We start from the raw sequence: 18,374 nt of genomic DNA, 5'->3' as shown, positions 1-18,374 counted from the left end.
TTAAGATATAAAAAATTTCCACGTCGAAAATCGAAACGTTCCGTCTCTTGCGATTCAAACCTTAAACGATCTAAAAATCGGCGACATTTACGCATTTTCTGAAATGAATTTTTCCATTCTTTTCATTAGACCTTAGAATTCGAGAGAAAAACCTACGTCCAAAACGACGAAAGTGGTTGATTCCATGATGGAAAACTTGGAAAAAGAATCGAGAGGAAACAAACATGACATCCAAAACGGAAGATTTTAACGAAGAAGTAGAATCCTTAAAAGACAAAGCGAAAAGAATTACGGGAAAGGCACGGGAAGAATACTTAGAGCACGTATCCGATTTTAAGGAAAAAATCAAACAAATCTCCGGCGATACGTCCGAAAAAGCGAAACAAATCATCGACGAAACCGGAACCTACATCAAGGAAAATCCTCAGAAGGCGGCGTTGATCGGACTCGGAGTAGGACTTGGAATCGGACTCCTTGTAGGAATGCTCGTCCGCAGAAAATAAAAAACCGCGAATACAAATGACAAAAAAAAGAAAATCGGAAAGGGAATCGTATAATAACGAATATACGAAAAAAGGAAACGATCTTAAATCTCATTTCCTCGCATTGGTCGATTCCATTCTGGAATACTTCCAAACCTTACTCCTCTATGGAAAAAAATTCTTAATCAAACGATTTCAAACCGGAATCCAAGCCTATATTTTTTTTAAGATGGCTCTTTTCTTTCTCGTGTTCGGTTTCGTCGGTTTTTTAGGAGCCTTTTTCGTTTTCCTCCATAGAATCACCGAGGGGGACCTTCTCCTTTCGAGCCTAGGCGCCGGTGGACTGAGTTTTTTTTTAGCGTTGATCTTTCTTTGGATGGCGGCGTCTTCCCTGAAAATTAAGGATCGATCATGAAGGAATTTCCGGATCTAAATCCGTTCGACGGAAGCGATCGTTTTTTAGGAAAAGATCCTTCCGATATGAGTTTGGAGGAACTAAAACTCTATCTCCACATTCAGAAACTCAGAGTACGTTTGGAGTTCGAAAAATTTCAGTCTTCGATCCACTATACGGGAATGATTGTGGACGCCCTCGACAAATTGGGTATGGGGGAATTTCTACAATCCTTTCTGAAAGTGCCGGATAACGTATCTTCGGAGGAAAAATAAAACGGGAGGTTTTATAATTGAAATTTTTGAATACGTTCAACCGCTCTTCGCAGACTGTATGAATTTTGTTTTGCCTCCTCGATATTCCAAATGTTTTGTATAAAAGGCAAAAGCGCCGAGTTATATTCAGGACCTTTTTTAGCATACACTTTCGGAATTAATTTCTCGCGTAATATCGTATCCGAACTACGAGTTGCAAGTTCTCGCATCCAATAAAGGCTCGGTTTGAAATTAAAATTCAACTCCACACAATCCGGTCTTTTTTTATCCTTCGAACTTACTTGAGGAATCAGATCTTTATCGATGGAAAGCCATTTAGAGAAACCCGAAACGTCCGACATCAACCAACTTTCCCCTTCATCACATGCGACCCGGAAAAGAAGATGGTCCCTCAGAGAATCTCCGCATAACCAATCGTTCATCAGAACCGAAGCACATAAATAACTGTCTAAATCAGTTAATAAAATCGTAGGGGTAGAAACTCGATTTAGTTTACGAGAAATATCCTTAATCTGCGATCCGCGCGCCGGAATTCGAGCGCCTATTTCCAAGTCATTTCTTTAATCTTTGAGAATTCTAACGATGATTTCTTGCGTTACTAAATCTTCCCCGGCAATATCGATTTTCATCTTACTCTCAATTACTTTTCAATTACTTTTCAATTACTTTGAATTTTGAGAATTTTGTGAATTTCCTTGGGAGCAATTCTGGGAATCACCGCTTCGGCCATATTAAATCCCGCACCAAGAAAAGATTTAATCTCTTCGATTTCCATCGCAAGTTTAATCTCGGTTCCTTCCTCCGTCGGAATCAATACGATCGTCTCATCGCCGCTAATGCCCTCATCACTTAGAATTTCATAACTATGAGTGGAAATAATAACCTGCCTCACCTTCCCTTTTCTTCTCTGTAGTTTACCGATAAATTCAGGTAAAAGTTTTACGATAGCGGAATGAAGATACAACTCGGGTTCTTCCAACAAGAACGTTCCTTGTGTATCTAAAAGAGCCCACATAAACCCGATCAATCGCAATGTTCCATCGGAAAATTGACCTTCTCTTTGTTTGGCTCCCTTTGTACGCCAATGCTCGTAAATCGCCTCAAGGTGAGGTATTCCATTTTTATCTTTTACGAAGCCGATATTGGTCAATTGAGGAACCGATTTTTGTAAAAATTCGTTGATCAATTTTAAATAAGAATTTCGAGTTCGTTCCGGCGTCTTATTCATTTTTTCGAGAAGATTTCTACCGTAAAAATCCTCTTTATTTGCGGAAAGCTGATACGAATTCGAATCTCGAATCAATTGAGGAACGATATGCAGATATTGAATTTCCTGAAAAAAGTGGTAAATTTCACGAAAAGTAATATTAGAATTTACTTGTTCTAGATAAGTGAATCGTAACGTTTCGGAATCCTCTTTATCGTCCGATGATTTTCTTTCTAAAATCCATTTATTTTTATCCCCGTCAAAAACTCTTTCTTCTAAAATCGAAACCTGATTTCGAACTATCCCTCCACCGGAATGTTTAAAGGATAACAAATATTTCCATCTTGGGTTATGATTCGTTGCGTTTTCATCCGCAAGATGAACCTCTATGGTTACCCCGGAATACGCCCGCCCGATAAACATCGAATTTTCGAAACGCCGTCCCTATTTTCTACGGCGAACTGCAAACCGCCTGCCTGTTTAACAATATCCCGCAAAAATCGAAAGACGTCTAGAAAATTCGATTTCCCGGAAGCGTTTGCACCCACGACGAAAATTCGGTCCGTCAGCCGAACTTCGGCTTTCCGAAAATTTTTCCAATTTGTTAATAGAACCTTACTGATAATCATTTGATTAATTCATATATAAAATTAATTCACTATCCAAGTTCGATTGAACAAAATATTCAATAGAGTTGTTGAAAAATTAATTCTCCATTTGTTTCCGTTTCATTGAAATGGGCGATCGAAGCGGTTTTGTTAATTGCGACTGTTGAATTTTTCAACAACTCTAATATTAAAAATCCTTTCCCCGGTAAAATATACCGGTAAGAATATCTTCAAACCTTGCCGGATTCGGTTTCAATTTACTTCCATAATTGTTTCTAATTTCTTAGATGAAAACATATCAGCCGGAGAAACGACGAAATCATTGAGTGGAATTTTTTTTCCATATCTCTTCTTCATTAAATACTTAACTGTCGGATTACTTAAATCAAAATCCTTCAAACTTTTATCTTCAGTAAGTTCAATGTCCAAGGCTCTCTTAAATATTTTCCAAACTAATTCCGTGCAATACAGTTTTTCATCGGACCAATTGAAGTAAATATCGTAATGTTTTCCGATATATTTATCCCCAACGGATTTCATTAATTTTAATTTCTCGTCAGTTAGAATCGTTTCCGCATTGATTAGTCTTTTAATTACAAAATGTTTATTCTTTCCTCTTGAAATAAAATTATGGATTTCCGTAATCTTTACCGGCTCGACTGCTTCTAAAACTTTTAGTTTTTCTTTATATTGAAACACTATTCCGACGTGTGTATATCGTGATTTGGTTGCGATTTTGATAGCCTTGCCCTGTTCTGAAAAAGTTTCCTGAAATATTAAATCGCCTTCTTTAAATTTATCAAAGAGAGACCCGGCGTTCAGTTGAAAAGAGGCAAAAAAAATCGAGATAAAGAATAATCTTTTTTTGAGAGTCGGACCGCTTGCGTAACAAAACTTCCTTAGGTATTTCTTCTTCCAGTTGATCATGCTTTTCTTATCCTTTTTTATTACACTCTCCTGCCCACCGAATCGGGGGAAGTTCACGTCTGCCTTTACTTCAAAATCGTTTCCGTTTCAATCGCCAAATACGTTTTCACTTCCCGAATCTGGATCGTTTCCACACGATCCTCTCCGGCGATGATGTCGGAAAGAATCACAACCTGATCCCCGTCTTCGAGCCTTCCCGCTTTTTTGAGAGTTTCAATCGCAAGACGGATCGTTTTTTCGGGATCTCTGGAAAAATCGATTCGATACGGAATCACTCCGCGAGTAAGCCAGAGTTTCCGCCTAACAGTTGTCATATTGGTAAACGCGTAAATCAAAGGGTAATGCGGATGAAAACCGGCCACGTTAAGCGCCGTTGTTCCCCTTCTCGTGATCACGACGATCGCGGGACATTTTAGAGAATCCGCAAGTTCCGCCGCGGACCTCGCCATATACTCCTTTTTATCCTGGGGAATTTTATCCTTAACGTAATCCACTCCGCCCGTTTTCTCGACACGTTGTGCGATCTTGTCCATCATTTCCACACAACGAACCGGAAATTTTCCGGCGGCGGTTTCTCCGGATAACATGATCGCGTCCGCTTCTTCGTAAACCGCGTTTGCCACGTCGGTGACTTCCGCCCTTGTCGGAGAAGGGTTATTGATCATCGATTCCAAAAGGTGGGTCGCGACGATGACACGTTTTCCTTTGAGAGCACATTCTTTGATGATGGCTCTTTGTAGGATCGGCAATTCTTCGATCGGAACCTCGACTCCCAAATCCCCTCTCGCTACCATCACACCGTCCGAAACCGCCACGATTTCTTTCATGTTGCGAACGGCTTCCTGGTCCTCAATCTTTGCGATGACCTGCGCGTGCCCTTCGTTTTCCTCGATGATTTGTTTCAATTGATTGATGTCCTCCGCCGAACGAACGAAGGAAAGAGCGATAAAATCCACGTCCTCTTCCAATCCGAACAGGATATCCTTGTGATCCTTCGGAGTGATCGACGGAAGATTGACTCGAATTCCGGGAAGATTGATGTGTTTCCGGGAACCCAATCTTCCACCGTCGAGAACCTTACACTTGAGCGCCGAGTCGTTGATCTCTTCCACGACAAGATTGATCAGTCCGTTATCCACGGTTACCGGGTCGCCCACTTTCAAGTCCTTAACGATATCCTTATAGTTTACGAACACGGATTGTTCCTCGGATTCTTCTCCGGGAATGATATGAAACGTGAACGTCTCGCCCACCTTTAGCTCCAGATGATCCACCTGAAGGTCCCCCGTTCTGATTTCGGGTCCTTGTGTATCGAGCAGAATCGCGATCGGATTTTTCAGAACGTCCTTATTGAGAGACTTAATATTACGAATGATACTTCTATGAAAGTCGTGGTTACCGTGGGACATGTTCAAACGCGCCACGTTCATCCCGGCCTCGGCAAGCGCTTGAATCATTTTTTTGTCGGCGGTTGCCGGACCGATGGTACAGATAATTTTCGTTTTTCTAAATACGGAGGATTCGCTCTTCATGTAATACCTTTATTCGGGAGAACGGGCCTTAGGACAATTCAGATTTTAGGTATGGTTTTGCGTAGAAAAGCTTCGAGAGAAATCCAAAAGTCGAATAAATCCTGATCGGGCATACTTGCTTTTTTTTGTTCGTCGATGATCGCGGAAGCCTTGTCGATCAGATTCCTGCCGTTTTTCTTCAAGTAACGTTTCGTAACAAGAATCGGAAACGTGTATTTATCTTCCTGATTCCTCACCATAAAAGAGAAAATATCGTTTTTCCCGAATTTTTTGAGGAAGTTGACCAAACCGTCCTCGTCGATCTCACCGTCCATTTCGTACAAAAGAATATTTCGATCCGGATATTGTTGGTTCGACCAATAATCGTCCAAGATGTCAAAAATCCTTTCCAGAAGTTTTGCGTTGAGAGGATCGGCGGGAACCGGAACGGAAGAAGAGGAAGAGCTTTTTTCCCGAGGAACGTTAGTTGCCGTTTGTTGTTTGCGCGCGGTTTTCTCCGCGGCATCCTTTTCCTTCACTCTTTTTTCGGCGAGTTTGGACGCGTCTTCCTGAATCTTTTTACTCCGAGCTTCCACGACTCGTTTGTTCAACTCGATCGTATTGTGAGCGCGGATCTGTTCCACTTCGGATTTATGAACCGTAACGTTTCCGAAAATGTTTCTCCAAAGTCTCGTAAAAAAAGGAAGATATTTGAACAAACTGGACAATTCCAACTTATCAAAGGAAGCGGCCAAATCCTTATCCTCGATAATGTCTTTCACCCTCATACGATCCAAGATCCGGATTTCGGTGTCGTTTCCGGTGGAAGTGAAGTTTTTTTTCGCGGCTTCGACGGCTCCGGAAACCGCAAGTTTATGAAGAACGTAGTTATACAATGTGTTCTTGTCCGCAAATTCGGTATGAAGAATTTGATCGTGATTGGCGACGAGAACTCGAATATCCTCTTCGATCTGCTGGCCTCGGAAACGAAGAGAACTCAGATCCACGATACGATTTGCGGACTTGATGTAGTCTACGATTTCGCCCAGTTTGAGTTTTTTCTCCTCTTTTTCCTTCTTGTCCTTGTCCTCTTCTTCAAAACGAATCAGAACGAGAAGTTCTTCCATCGCCGTCTTTTGATCTCCATAAGCGGGACTTAAGTAAGGCATGATGGAATTGACAAGGGAACGGGTATTTTCCTTTTCCTCGTCCGTTAAAACTCCGATGGCTCCGATTTTTTGCAATTCGGGAATCAAATTCTCTATTAGAAAAATCTTATATGCTTCGATTCTCGCCAAAATTTCGTCCTGGACGTTGTAATAAAACACGGAACGATTTCCGGGATTAAGCGCCTGTTCGTTTCTAAAAAAGAACAAAATTTTCTGTTCAACCAATTTTTTCAAAACGGGTTTGAGATGGATGTTTACCGTGGTTTGTTTGAGTTCCGGGTTGATGTCGAAAGGATCGTTAAAAAGAGTTCCGATTTCCGTGGAAGCGTATGTGCCGGAGAGTTTATTCTCCGAAATCGCGGAATGAATCCGTTTGATAAATTCTTTCCTACTCGGAAAAACCCTATTTTCCTTAACCCAACGCTGAATGGAAGCAAACGTGATTTGATTTACTCCGTCTACGTATCGATGACTGGTGGAAGTGTCCGCGGGTTGCGGCCTTGCAAACACCGGATTCATTTTGAGACAGGATTCGATCCTACCGTCGGATGCGTCTCCGGTCGGATTAAAATCCACCATACAGATTTTTTTTACGATGGGGGGATTGTATTTCGTACAAAGATCTTTCAGAAACTGAGAGACCTTATCTTTGTCGAGATCCAGTTCCCTTGCCAATTGATCGACGTTGGGCAAAATTCTATTGGTTACGAATTTATCCGTCCACTCGCCGATCACGAGCAAAAGTTTATGAATTTTCTTGTACTGAAAATCGTTCCTGGCTTCAAGCGCCTGAGTCAATTGTAATGCGGTATTATAATCCGCTACTTTGAGTTCACGGGATTGAGGCTCCAACATGGAATGACATTATCATACGAGGAAATTCTTTTTGTAAAGAAGTTCTGCATTTAATAACGCAGCTCCCGCCGCTCCTCGGATCGTATTGTGACTTAAGACGACATATTTCCAATCGAAAACGGGGTCGGGCCTGAGACGACCTATCACCGTAGTCATTCCTTTACCGGTATCCAGATCCAATCTAGGTTGCGGCCTATCTTCTTCTTCCCTGTAAACGATCGGAGGATGGGGCGCCAAAGGAAGACCTAACGTCTGAGGTTCTCCTGAAAATTCTTTCCAAGAGGAAAGGATTTCTTCTCGGGAAGGTTTCTTTTTGAATTTTACGGAAACACAAACCGTATGACCGTCGAAAACCGGAACACGATTGCAATGCGCCGAAATCGAAAAATCGGCGTGTAGGATTTTACCGTCTTGCACCTTACCGAGACATTTCAGAGGTTCGATCTCCGCCTTTTCCTCTTCTCCTCCGATATGTGGAACCACGTTTCCTAAAATATCCATCGTAGGAACGCCGGGATAACCCGCGCCGCTGATCGCCTGCATGGAAAAGAGCATAACGGATTCGATTCCGAAACGATCCAAAAGAGGTTTGAGGGAAATCGTAACTCCCATAATCGTACAGTTCGAGTTGGTGATAATCTTACCTTTCGTTTTTTGAGAAGTTAAAACATCCAGATGGGAAGAATTCACTTCCGCGGAAAGAATGGGAACCGTAGGATCCATTCTATGATTTTTGGAATTGGAGATGATATGAATTCCCGCGTTCGCGTATTTCGTTTCCACTTCACCGGCGACACTCGAGTCCAAACCGGAAAATGCTAATGCGACATCCTTTGTTTTCGCAGGGTCCGGCGTTGTGATTACGATGTTCTTAGCGTAAGCGGGGATATCGGAAGAGATCTTCCATCTCGTTTTCATCACATCCCCGTACGTTTTTCCCGCGCTGTTTTCGGAAGCGCAGAGGTGTGTAACCTCAAAGTAAGGATGATTTTCCAGCAACTGAATGAATCTCTGACCGACGGAACCGGTGGCGCCTAAAACGGCAACTTTGACCCTGCTCATAATTTAAATTAAACGCCTCGCGATTTGTGTTATTACTTTTCCCTATACAATGAGTATCATAAAGTTTGAGAAGAATTCCAGTTTCAGAGTTGGAATTCCCGACACTCGATTATAAGTTCTGAGTAGGCCGAACACGGCTTGTTTATCAAGGTTTTAGAGGATTCCGTCTTTGTCTTTCAGAAATTTTGACGAATTCCCTCGCGTAAATCGAACTCATTTTCATCATACCCGGAAACGTAAAATGATGATAGTCGCTGAAGTCCTGCATCGAGAGAGAATTTTTCAAATCGCTGAACGTAACCCCGTTTCCGGAAAAACTTTCTAAAAACAAAAGATGATCATGGTACCAATTCGAGTTTCCGTACCAATCCAAACTGATCGGGTTTTCGGGATTGTTTACGATCCAGAGCGGAATTTTCTTTTCCTTTAAAAATCCGGCGAACTTTTCCAGATATTGAAAATGAAGAACGGGAACGAATTTCTCCTCGCGAATCCGGAGTTTGGCGTTTTTAAGGGCGATTAAATACCCGATCCCGGGGCGCTGCGGATAGTCGTCGAGCAGCCTAAAATTAAAGTATTTGGAATATTCCAAATCACTCATACCTAAAAAACGAAGGTCTTCGAATCTTTCCTCCCTCGTATATTGCATTCCGTTTCTCGGGACGTCCGTGCCGAAGGTTTGCTGCAATCGAACTCCAAGCCGATCGTAATTCCAGTCCTTATTTTCCCCTTCCGCGTAATAGGGAATCCATGTGCCGGAAAGCTCAGCGGTGATCGGCGACTCCGGATTTTTAGAAAGGAAAGGTTCTTCCAAAAGAATTTTCTTCCAACCGGGTTCCGAAAAAGAAAACGTTTGAATCGTATTCTTTTTTTGGAATGTGATTTTAAGCGGTCCGGAAGAAAGAATCTCGGGCACGATCTGAACGAGAAAGCCGTCCTTTTTCATTTTTTCCGTGAGTAGGAAGGAGAATTTTTTTCCGGTCCAACCTAAAGAGGTCACTCGTTCCGGGATTTGTACGCCGTTATATCCGTGATAACTCGTGTTTCTTCCGTAACGATGATCGTAAAGAGATCTAAGATTCTTCCAAAAGACGTCCTTATATCGATAAAATCCGAAAAGATAGGCGGATAAATATTCGCTTGTTCTTGCAAATCCAAGTTCGGAAAAAAACTCAAGTGCGGTTTCCAAAGGAAAGATAAAACGGGATTGAGGCGCTTCGAAAAAATCGAGCGCGTCCAGAAGAAGAGTTTCCGGAGCGATCGTTTCGTTTTTGTAAGAAGGATTCAAAGAATACGCGCGGTGCAATCTCCAATCGATAAAGTTGATCGGAAAAACGACAAAGTCGGGTTGCAGCTCCGCGATCTTTTTGCGACAGAGCCACGCGTCCAGAGGGGTCATCCCCGCGTAAGAAAGAAATTCCACATCTACGTTTTTGCCGGTTCTATCGAAAATTTCCTTACGAAAGGATTCACGATCGAAAGAATAATGAGCGATGCTCGAACCTACGATTAGAATTCTAGGATGAAGTTTTTGTTTTTCCTTCAGTGCGAAGTATTCGTATAAAAAATTATAGAAGTGATTGGAACTCCAAGGAGATTCGTTCGGAACCTTCCAAATCAAAGTGCGAAAGAAAAAAACATCCAATCCGCACAAAATCAAAATCCCGATAATCAAAAGAAGTCCGTGGTTCGTACGTTTAGATCCACCGGTTTTAGGTTCTATGTTTTTCGTTTGATCCAAAATAAACGTTCCTTTCTTTGAATACTACAAACTATACAGATTCTTAAAATTCAAACTCATGTCCAGGAACTTCTTTTTTAGCTTTACCATTGACTTAGGTCGAAAGATACCACAAAAAGGAAATCGAAACGACGACGCTTTACAAATCGAGTATTACTTTTTGACAAAATGTTACAATACGTATTCAGTTTAATTTTATTTTTCGTTTCGTTATTCTTTTCTATAACTTTCAGTCCGGAAGAAATTTATCTCAACTCGGACATTCTTTATCTTCCCACTCTCGCCTTGGATGTGTTCGCGGACGGAGGAGATTTTTTTTCCTGGTCCTTCACTCCTTCTCCTTATTTTTTTCCGGACTTTCCCATCGTTTCCTTTCTTTTTTTGATTTTTAAAAACGCACAAAAAGCGCTGGTTTGTTTTGCATTTCTACAAACGATCGTGTTCGTCGTTTTGATGGAACGTTTCTGGATTTTTGCAAGGGAAGAAAAAAAATCGAAACCCTTATCCGTAAAAGAAACAAGAAGAGTGAAATCCTGGGTTTTACTTCTGATTTCGTTTCTACTTTTGGCGGCGAAAAATTTTCAGACCCTTTATATCTTATTTCTACCTTCCATTCATACGAGCGCGTTTTTGGTAACGTTGTACGTCTGGCCGGTCATTCATAAAACATTCCAAAAACGTAAAGTATGGATCGTATCGTTATGGATCGTTTTCACAGTCGCATCCGATCGAATCCTGTTCGTAGAGCTGATCGTTCCCGGAATTTTGGCCGGGCTTTTACGTCTTGGTCGTTCGACAAGTCGTATTGCGGGACTTGTCCACTCAACGAGTCGTTCCCGCGTCGCAAATTTTTTTCCGGTAAGTTCCAAAATTCTATCGGCTTGCGGAATTGTAGGTTTGATTTTACACGCCATTCTTAAATCTTTTTTGTTCATTGAAAAACCGGGAAAAATTCCCGTACATCTTTCGCTGATTCAAGCGGCCAAGGACGGCGCGCGTTTTTTTACGGAAGTTCAGGATTGGGTTCTTTCGGGACTGAAAGAACACGTTCCGGTTCCGGCGATTTTAATTTTGATTCTAATCACCGCTCTGATTTTTAGTTTGGGAAGAATTCGAAAAACGAAGTCGACTGCGTTTTTATTTTTCTTTTTTGCGATTCTTACTTTTGCCCCGATCCTTACCGGATCTTATATCGACGAATACAGCCTACGTTATACGTCACCGGCCTTAATCTTAGCCCCGTTCTTCCTTGTTTTTGTGGCGGGATTTCCAAAACGAACTTTGACACTTGCAATTTTTCTTTTATTCCTTTTACTCCTGTTTGTCGGACAAAAAACGCCCGAAAACGTCGAAAATGCTTTTTTTCGGCTTTTCCGGACGATACCACAGGAAGCCCGATGTGTGGACGAAATTTCCCAAAAAACGCCGATTTCACTCGTCATTTCCGACTTTTGGACCGCAAAAAGAATCCGAGTCTTTTCCAAAAAGAAAATTCCATCGATCCACGTCGCGTATAGAACATTAGAAGGTTCTCATACGATTTCAAACCGAGAATGGTATCTCAAAAATTATCCCGGGACCGTCGCGGTTTTTACGCGGGGATTGGGAGAGGATCGTATTGTGGAAATGTACGGAACACCCTCCGGCACAACACGATGCGGAGAATCCAATATTTATTTCTACGAAAATTCCCGTAAAATCCCGGAAAAATTGCGCAAACCCTTTCAAAAAACGAAATAAAGAAACGGTTTTGTTTCCACGGTTAAAACCACACCTACGATAAAACCCAAGGCGCTCAAAAAAGCAAAGAGGCTCCAGTGAAGATTCTCCCGGAAACGGGAAAAAACTCCGGAAGATTCCTCCTTTTTCCCGATCCAAGTAGCCAGGGTCATCAAAAAAAGAATCGTTAAAAAATGACTTTGCATCGTATAAGTCGGTTGGATCCCGTCACGAAACGAAAACAATGCGTTTAAAAGTTCGATCGATCCCGAAAAAGTTTTTGAACGAAAAAAAATCCAAATCAAACAAACGGAAAGAATTACGAAAATCTGATATAGAAATTTCATCCCTCGACTCGGAATAGAACCCTCCTTCCGGGGAAAACTCGTTGAATCCGAAAAATATCTTTCCAAAGCCAAAAAAATTCCGTGTATAAAACCCCAAATCACAAAGTTCCAACTCGCTCCGTGCCAGAGCCCGCCGAGAAACATAGTAATCAAAAGATTTCGGTATGTAATAAGACCGTTAATCCGATTTCCTCCAAGAGGAATGTAAAGATAATCCCGTAACCAGCCGGAAAGAGAAATATGCCATCTTCTCCAAAAATCGGAAAAACTCGTAGCGATATAAGGAAGTCTAAAGTTCTCGGGCAAACGAACTCCCAGAAGAAGCGCGGAACCGATCGCGATATCCGTATAACCCGAAAAATCACAATAGATCTGAATCGAATAAGAAACGACTCCCATCCACGCAAAAAGAGTTGAAACGGATTCCGGAAATTGATAAGCGAAATCGGAAATCACGGAGATTCGGTCCGCAATGACGGCCTTCTTCACAAAACCCAAAAGAATCAGCCAAATTCCTTCTCGAATAGGAACGTTTTCCCAATGAAACATATTTCGCAACGCGGGCAAAAGAATTCTCGCGGAAACGATCGGGCCCGCGACTAACTGCGGAAAAAAAGACAGGAATAGGGCGTAATGGAAAAAATTTTTTTCCGGTTGAATCCGTTCTCTATAAACGTCGATCGTATAACTCAGAGATTGAAACGTATAAAACGAAATCCCAACGGGCAAAATCACCTTCAAAGTCGGCGCGGAAATTTGCCAACCGAGAGAATGAAACAAAATCAAAAACGAATCCGTAAAAAAATGAAAGTATTTAAAGAATCCGAGAACGGACAGATTTCCCAATAACGAAAGAAAAAGAAGAGTTCTTCTTTTTTGAAGATTTTTCTGCAAACCCAAAGCTCTTCCGACGGAATAATCCAAAGCCGTAGTAAAAAGGATCAAAATACCGAAACGATAGTCCCAGGAAAGGTAGAAAAAATAACTGACCAAAAGTAAAAAATAAAGAACAAAAGTATTTTTCTTCGGATAAATCGCCGTTAGAGTCCATCGAACACACCAGACGATTACAAAAAAAAGAAAGTATTGCGGAGTCGTAAAATTCATTAAATCGAAATTGTGCCTGAATCCAGAATTCCAGCAAAACGGAAATCCTCCAGCTGTTTTTCAATTCAACAATTTTTGTCTTCATCAACATTTAAGTCTTTGAACTCCTGAATTCGTTCATCAAGTATCATGTCATCCGTCAACATTTTTAGGGTTTTGCAACCTGGCTTGTAAAGTCCTAAAAACTGTTCACTAAAACAACGAGGGAGCAGAATGTCTTGACAAGCCCAGGCTAATACCGGCTCCCCCGTCGAACAACCCGTTGGGAGCCGTATCAACCCACAGCTGCTTGAATGTTGAAGATAAATCTGTCGGAAATACGACAATCTTCCGGGAAAAGATCAGCCCCACAACGCGACCCATAGGAAAGCGTTGTGCTGAGTTTTTTCAACGCGACCCTTTGCGAGCGTTACATTGTGTTCAGGAAAGCTCTGCATTTTAGTCTCTCCCTTGATTTTGGTGGGTAAACTAAAGTGAATTTGCTTCCCGGGTGCCAATCCATACTGGCATGGGACTATTCACTAATTCCTAGAACATCTATATTTTTGACCCTTTTTATTCCAAAACCCTGCTCAACTTGTGGGGTTGATTATGGTATGGTGGAGTGAGATCAAGTTCAGAGAACGACCAATCTGCCTCCGGCCTTCTTGACTCGTCGAATCAAGTATATCACTCTTCAAACTGACTTACATCCAAGATGGATATGAATCTACGTTACGCTACAGGTCGAAATATAGCCGCTTTCGCTTGGTTTCGCCAGTTATCCTTATTTCACTACAAGATTCTAATCCAAAAATATCTTTACAGTTCTTTCTAATTACAAATTATTTTTGATTTATTATAATCATTTAATAGATTATTTTTAATCAAAAAATATTAATTGATATTAATGTATATTTTGATTATTTTATAGCAACTTTTAATCGACCCTTAAAAGGGAAGTAATGAGTCATTTTACGTAGGCTACACATGTCAAGCCCGCAAGCCAGTTTCGAGAAGATTTGTCGTAATTCCGATTGATCTATCTTAAAATCATTGTATTTGAGGGACATTTATCGAATTAGGCTTGGGCCACCAAGAAAGTTTAGCCTAAATTCATCTGATTATTTTATAGGAAAAGGGGGTGCAAAACATAGAACCTCTACCTCTAATTTCATAACTTCCGCAGGAGTTTCCCACATTTTAGCGGTCAAAGGCGAATATTTTAAAGTTTCCTTATAATAAAATACAATTACACCTTTATTCTCATACTGAAAAGAGGGCTTATCAATTTTGAGGGCTGGACATGAAGTTATCTATAATCAACCGACTGCTGCTTTTTGCGCAAAGTTCAATGTGCTTTGTAATTATTGCCTATTTTTAGGCAATAAAATTTGCATTAAATCATTCTATGTCAATTATCTACCATATTAAATTCAAATTATTAGATTAAATATAATCCATTATTAAAATCAAACAATCCACTTATTTTTAACGCCGCAATTTGGACAAATTGCTAAGATTTCCGCCTTTACTCTCCGTCCTTTTGGAGTTTCTACCTTTCCAACTGCAATAAATTCAAAATCAGCCCCTTCCGGGACATAATGTCCCGCTCCGTATTTTGCAGATCCCTCTATCATATAAGAACATGCGTGGCACTTAACCCGCAATTTAATTACTTCAGCCATAATTTTTGATCCTATTTTTAAGGCCGAGATCAGTTTCGCAAACCTTTTCCTGACGTTTTTACGGTAGCAGGAATTTTTCCTACACATGACAATGTGGCACAGATAATGCCACTTCCTCCTTCGCAATAACAGGTTCGAATTCAAACTCCGTATCTTCTCAGACCTTTTTCTATCATCACTCTCGCCGTTCGCTTTCTTTTTTCTTCTGCCCTAATTTCGGCGGAAACAAACATATTTCTATTGATTTATGTCTTCTTGAAAACGGTCAATTCTAGCCGAAAGGTTGAATTTTAGCAGCGGCAAAGTTCTGTAACGTACACCTCTTCGGTATCTGGATAAAACGGGGAACCCTGGCTAAAAGCTCGAATATTGCGAGATCCGTTTTGAATGATTTGATTGCATACTGACCAATTTTAATCACTTCTCTCCAGGTTTTTCCCGAATGTCTATTTTTTAGATTTGTATTTTCTTTCAAAGTAGATATTGCCGCGCCGTACAGCTCGCTGTTTACCCTGAAGAGGCGCCATTCCACGGGGAAACAGTCAATATACGAGCATGCCTAAATTTGGACGTTTATTTATTTGCCGAAAAACTGCCTAAATTTTCTTTAAATCCGGCCTTCTGTCAGTTTTAGGCCGCCGTTGACGGCCTTTCGGCACTTAAAGATTTTATCTTTTTTCCTGTGGTAGTCACAGGAAAATTTTAACGTTTTGAAGCTTTTTTGGCTGTATCTTTTTTAGGAGGCGTTTTTACAGAATCACCAACTGGTGGTAGGGTTTGTTTTTCCGAAGATTTTGAGTTAGTTGGCGTATCAAAATTCGTATCAATCCCCTGCTTTTTGTTTCTTTTGACCATGTATATAAAATGTCGGATGTACTGGCCATACGGCTCCGGTAAAGTTTTGGGATCAAAATCCAGCGGGTTATCAAGAAGTGATTTTACGACAACTTGGCTTAAGTCTTCTTTGCTAGTCATCATGATGGTTTCGAGACGCCTACAAATCTCGTAATCATTTATTTCAAGAGACATCTTTTTCATTGCATTTAGCAATTTTTGAAAAGAAGATCGTTTCACTTTGGAAGCCATGAACAAAGATTTTCAACCGCAGGCTGAAAAACAAACAAAATTAGAATTTTATCATCCGACGACGAATTCTCTAAGCAGAAAAATCGATTCAAACAGAAAGGACAACTTTTGAATTCCGACCATTCCCGTTAGTCGATGATCGATTCCAGAAAAATCCTTTGTTTAAAGGAACTATATCTTTTGGTTGAATGATTTCTACAATTTCCATTGTTTTCAATAATATTGATTTACTTTCCAGGTTACGCAGCCAAATGAAAATTCTGTCCGTCGTCGTTTTTCCTGGGTTGAGTAAATTCCAAAGAACAGATAAAATTTCTTTTTCCTGATTCTTCCCCACCGTACCTACCAACACCGGTATGATTCCTGTCTCAAATTCTTTTGTTAGTGCTGACCGGAGTTCCGACCTTCTCACAGAATTTGGGATGGGATACGCCTCTTTCCAACTTTGCGCGAATCGGCTTATCGGAATCTGCCCTATCCTTTCCTTTAAATTTATGACCCACTCAATTTGTTGAAAATGGTTATCGAGGAAATCCGACAAATAGGAACCCGAACCAAAGGAATTCGGAAATGATAAAAATAGAACCAAAAGACTTATCATGTCGGAAGTCAACTCCCGACTCAAAATAGAGTCATTTTTCATTTTCAGAACTTCAAAATTTTCCAGAGACGACAAGACCCAAGCGAGATTTATTTTTATGAGAGCCAACTTTTGGGTTCGAGAAGAAAAATCTTGTGAAACTATCAAAAAAGGTAAAAAGTCGGGGCCAAGATTGGAATTGGAATTTTGAAAATTAGAATTAGAATGTGGATCGTGAAAAGTTACAACGAAATCCTGCAACTCAAAAGATAAAACTTTTTTCCGAATCGAATTCGTTCGATGAGTTTTTGTTCCGACAACTGTCTTCGAATCTAAAACAAAAAAATCGTCCTGGTCCAAAACCGAAACGTTATCAAGAATAGAAATCGACAAAACTCGATCTACTTCAGCTTGATGAACTGTAATTTCCGAAACTTCTAAAACTTCATTTTCAGAAGCCGACAACGCACCGAACCCACAGAATATTAAAAATCCCGTAAGCAAAAATTGTGCCAAAACTATTGTCTCACTTCGAAAATACATAGTTATTTTCTATAACTTGTCTGTTTTTCGGGAAAATGGAAGCTTTTTTTCCTATTTTTCGGAGTTTTTTAGGAAAATTCCTCAAGCGCTCTTACGAAAAAGCCGCTTCACTCTCAACTTCCATTCCCAGAGAATAATTCCTTTTTCTTCCTCTTCGGCCCGGTCCTGCTCTTTTTCAAGCAGCGCATAACACATACTCGCGATTTCAGGGCCGAAGTTTTTTTCGAGTTCTATTTCAAACTCGTGAATTTTCATCTCAAGAATCAGCTCCGCGAGACGAAAACCTTCATCTAAATTGAGAAGTTTTTGTTTGACTTGTTTCAATTCGTCTTTTTCAAACTCGTTTCGAATCATAACAGCAAAAAAAGTTCGAATGAAGGAAACCTCTTCCGGTTTTAGCTGAAAATCCAAAAGAAGTTGTTTTACTTTTTCAAGATCCATTCTTCTCAAATGAATCCGCGCCAAAAAGACCGGATTTCCGGAATGAATATTTAAATTTCCGGAATCCATAATGTCCGCGGCCCGCACTTTATTGAAATCTACAATTCCGGATTCCTTCCCTTGGTTCATTTCAGCTGGGGCCTCGGCCGGTTTATGAGCGGTCACTTTTTTACGAACGATCAACATGTTCAGGGACGGAAACCGAATTTTCAAAGTGATTAAATCTTGGCGAGGATAGGATTCATCTAAAACCAGATGATGCATTTCCACACCTTCTTCTCTGGACCGAATTAAATTTTCGCTGTTTTGAAAATGATATACAACTACCGGAAGAACGTCACAATCACTTCCACTGCTTAAAAAAATAGTCCGAACTTCATTTCCCGAATTGGAATGCTGATAAGGAATCACAAGTTTACCTTGTTTTACATTTACAAAACTCAATTCGCCGAGACGAAAATGAGAAAGATTAAATTGCGATCCTAAAAAAACAATTCTAGGAACTGCGACGACGATCGAATTATTTTTCGAACCTCTAGGAACCTCGGGGCCTTTCTGGGTGAAAACAACATACGTCATTTTTGCGAGACGGACTTTCACTAAAAATCCGCCGGGAGTTTTTCGTTCTTCGTAGAGAGAATCAAGATCCACTT

The 18,374-nt window shown here is 40.7% G+C and carries 17 protein-coding genes; 4 read left to right on the top strand and 13 right to left on the bottom strand.

Annotated elements, in window-relative coordinates; translation table 11 throughout:
- Positions 1–224 precede the first annotated feature (224 nt).
- The 3 genes from LEP1GSC060_RS06230 to LEP1GSC060_RS06220 are packed head-to-tail and all read left to right on the top strand — an operon-like array spanning position 225 to position 1,151.
- Positions 225–503 carry a DUF883 family protein gene (locus LEP1GSC060_RS06230; protein WP_002999138.1) on the top strand — a complete coding sequence of 93 codons (279 nt, stop codon included), beginning with the start codon at positions 225–227 and terminating at the stop codon, positions 501–503.
- Between the two features lie 16 nt (positions 504–519).
- On the top strand, positions 520–897 hold the full coding sequence (locus LEP1GSC060_RS06225) for an LBF_4227 family protein (protein ID WP_002998778.1): 378 nt from the start codon (positions 520–522) through the stop codon (positions 895–897).
- Positions 894–1,151, top strand: a complete 258-nt coding sequence (locus LEP1GSC060_RS06220; protein ID WP_002999275.1) for a hypothetical protein — start codon at positions 894–896, stop codon at positions 1,149–1,151. The genes LEP1GSC060_RS06225 and LEP1GSC060_RS06220 overlap by 4 nt, the downstream gene beginning before the upstream one ends.
- A gap of 11 nt (positions 1,152–1,162) precedes the next feature.
- Here the strand turns inward: LEP1GSC060_RS06220 and LEP1GSC060_RS06215 are convergent, their stop codons facing one another.
- From LEP1GSC060_RS06215 to LEP1GSC060_RS06180, 8 genes are all read right to left on the bottom strand, one after another.
- Positions 1,163–1,573, bottom strand: a complete 411-nt coding sequence (locus LEP1GSC060_RS06215; RefSeq protein ID WP_230458308.1) for a hypothetical protein — start codon at positions 1,571–1,573, stop codon at positions 1,163–1,165.
- A gap of 236 nt (positions 1,574–1,809) precedes the next feature.
- Positions 1,810–2,781 carry an AAA family ATPase gene (locus LEP1GSC060_RS06210; RefSeq protein ID WP_002998905.1) on the bottom strand — a complete coding sequence of 324 codons (972 nt, stop codon included), beginning with the start codon at positions 2,779–2,781 and terminating at the stop codon, positions 1,810–1,812.
- Positions 2,751–2,987, bottom strand: coding sequence for an AAA family ATPase (locus tag LEP1GSC060_RS20725; RefSeq protein WP_002999313.1), 237 nt, complete (start codon positions 2,985–2,987; stop codon positions 2,751–2,753). The genes LEP1GSC060_RS06210 and LEP1GSC060_RS20725 overlap by 31 nt, the downstream gene beginning before the upstream one ends.
- Before the next feature lie 231 nt (positions 2,988–3,218).
- The gene (locus LEP1GSC060_RS06200) at positions 3,219–3,893 is read right to left on the bottom strand and encodes a YiiX family permuted papain-like enzyme (protein WP_002999175.1); all 675 of its coding nucleotides are present in this window, start codon (positions 3,891–3,893) and stop codon (positions 3,219–3,221) included.
- 65 nt (positions 3,894–3,958) lie between these two features.
- Positions 3,959–5,425 (bottom strand): pyruvate kinase, encoded by a 1,467-nt coding sequence (pyk, locus tag LEP1GSC060_RS06195; protein WP_002999219.1) that lies wholly within the window; start codon positions 5,423–5,425, stop codon positions 3,959–3,961.
- A 38-nt stretch (positions 5,426–5,463) separates the two neighbouring features.
- Complete coding sequence (locus LEP1GSC060_RS06190; RefSeq protein WP_002998941.1) at positions 5,464–7,428, bottom strand: hypothetical protein; 1,965 nt, start codon at positions 7,426–7,428, stop codon at positions 5,464–5,466.
- Between the two features lie 12 nt (positions 7,429–7,440).
- Positions 7,441–8,490: an aspartate-semialdehyde dehydrogenase gene (asd, locus tag LEP1GSC060_RS06185; RefSeq protein ID WP_002999203.1), complete on the bottom strand. Its 1,050-nt coding sequence runs from the start codon at positions 8,488–8,490 to the stop codon at positions 7,441–7,443.
- A 145-nt stretch (positions 8,491–8,635) separates the two neighbouring features.
- Entirely contained in the window at positions 8,636–10,231 is a 1,596-nt protein-coding gene (locus LEP1GSC060_RS06180; RefSeq protein ID WP_002998885.1) for a hypothetical protein, read from the bottom strand.
- A gap of 168 nt (positions 10,232–10,399) precedes the next feature.
- Between LEP1GSC060_RS06180 and LEP1GSC060_RS06175 the strand changes: the two genes are divergently transcribed.
- The gene (locus LEP1GSC060_RS06175; RefSeq protein ID WP_002999069.1) at positions 10,400–11,971 is read left to right on the top strand and encodes a hypothetical protein; all 1,572 of its coding nucleotides are present in this window, start codon (positions 10,400–10,402) and stop codon (positions 11,969–11,971) included.
- On the opposite strand, the gene LEP1GSC060_RS06170 is transcribed toward LEP1GSC060_RS06175, so the two are convergent.
- The 5 genes from LEP1GSC060_RS06170 to LEP1GSC060_RS06145 form a co-directional block, all read right to left on the bottom strand.
- A complete protein-coding gene (locus LEP1GSC060_RS06170; RefSeq protein WP_002999195.1) occupies positions 11,956–13,404 on the bottom strand; it encodes an MBOAT family O-acyltransferase in 1,449 nt (482 codons plus the stop codon). The two genes, LEP1GSC060_RS06175 and LEP1GSC060_RS06170, sit on opposite strands and share 16 nt — an antisense overlap.
- A 1,451-nt stretch (positions 13,405–14,855) precedes the next feature.
- Entirely contained in the window at positions 14,856–15,071 is a 216-nt protein-coding gene (locus tag LEP1GSC060_RS06165) for a hypothetical protein (protein ID WP_036095578.1), read from the bottom strand.
- A gap of 702 nt (positions 15,072–15,773) precedes the next feature.
- Positions 15,774–16,157 carry a phosphatidylinositol phospholipase gene (locus tag LEP1GSC060_RS06155; RefSeq protein WP_036095520.1) on the bottom strand — a complete coding sequence of 128 codons (384 nt, stop codon included), beginning with the start codon at positions 16,155–16,157 and terminating at the stop codon, positions 15,774–15,776.
- Between the two features lie 88 nt (positions 16,158–16,245).
- Positions 16,246–17,253, bottom strand: a complete 1,008-nt coding sequence (locus LEP1GSC060_RS06150) for a hypothetical protein (RefSeq protein WP_196221629.1) — start codon at positions 17,251–17,253, stop codon at positions 16,246–16,248.
- 108 nt (positions 17,254–17,361) lie between these two features.
- A complete protein-coding gene (locus tag LEP1GSC060_RS06145; protein WP_002999294.1) occupies positions 17,362–18,372 on the bottom strand; it encodes a hypothetical protein in 1,011 nt (336 codons plus the stop codon).
- Between the last annotated feature and the right edge of the window lie 2 nt (positions 18,373–18,374).

Source organism: Leptospira weilii serovar Ranarum str. ICFT (assembly GCF_000332415.1).
Classification (GTDB): Bacteria; Spirochaetota; Leptospiria; order Leptospirales; family Leptospiraceae; genus Leptospira; species Leptospira weilii_A.
This window is presented reverse-complemented; position numbering and strand designations above follow the sequence as displayed.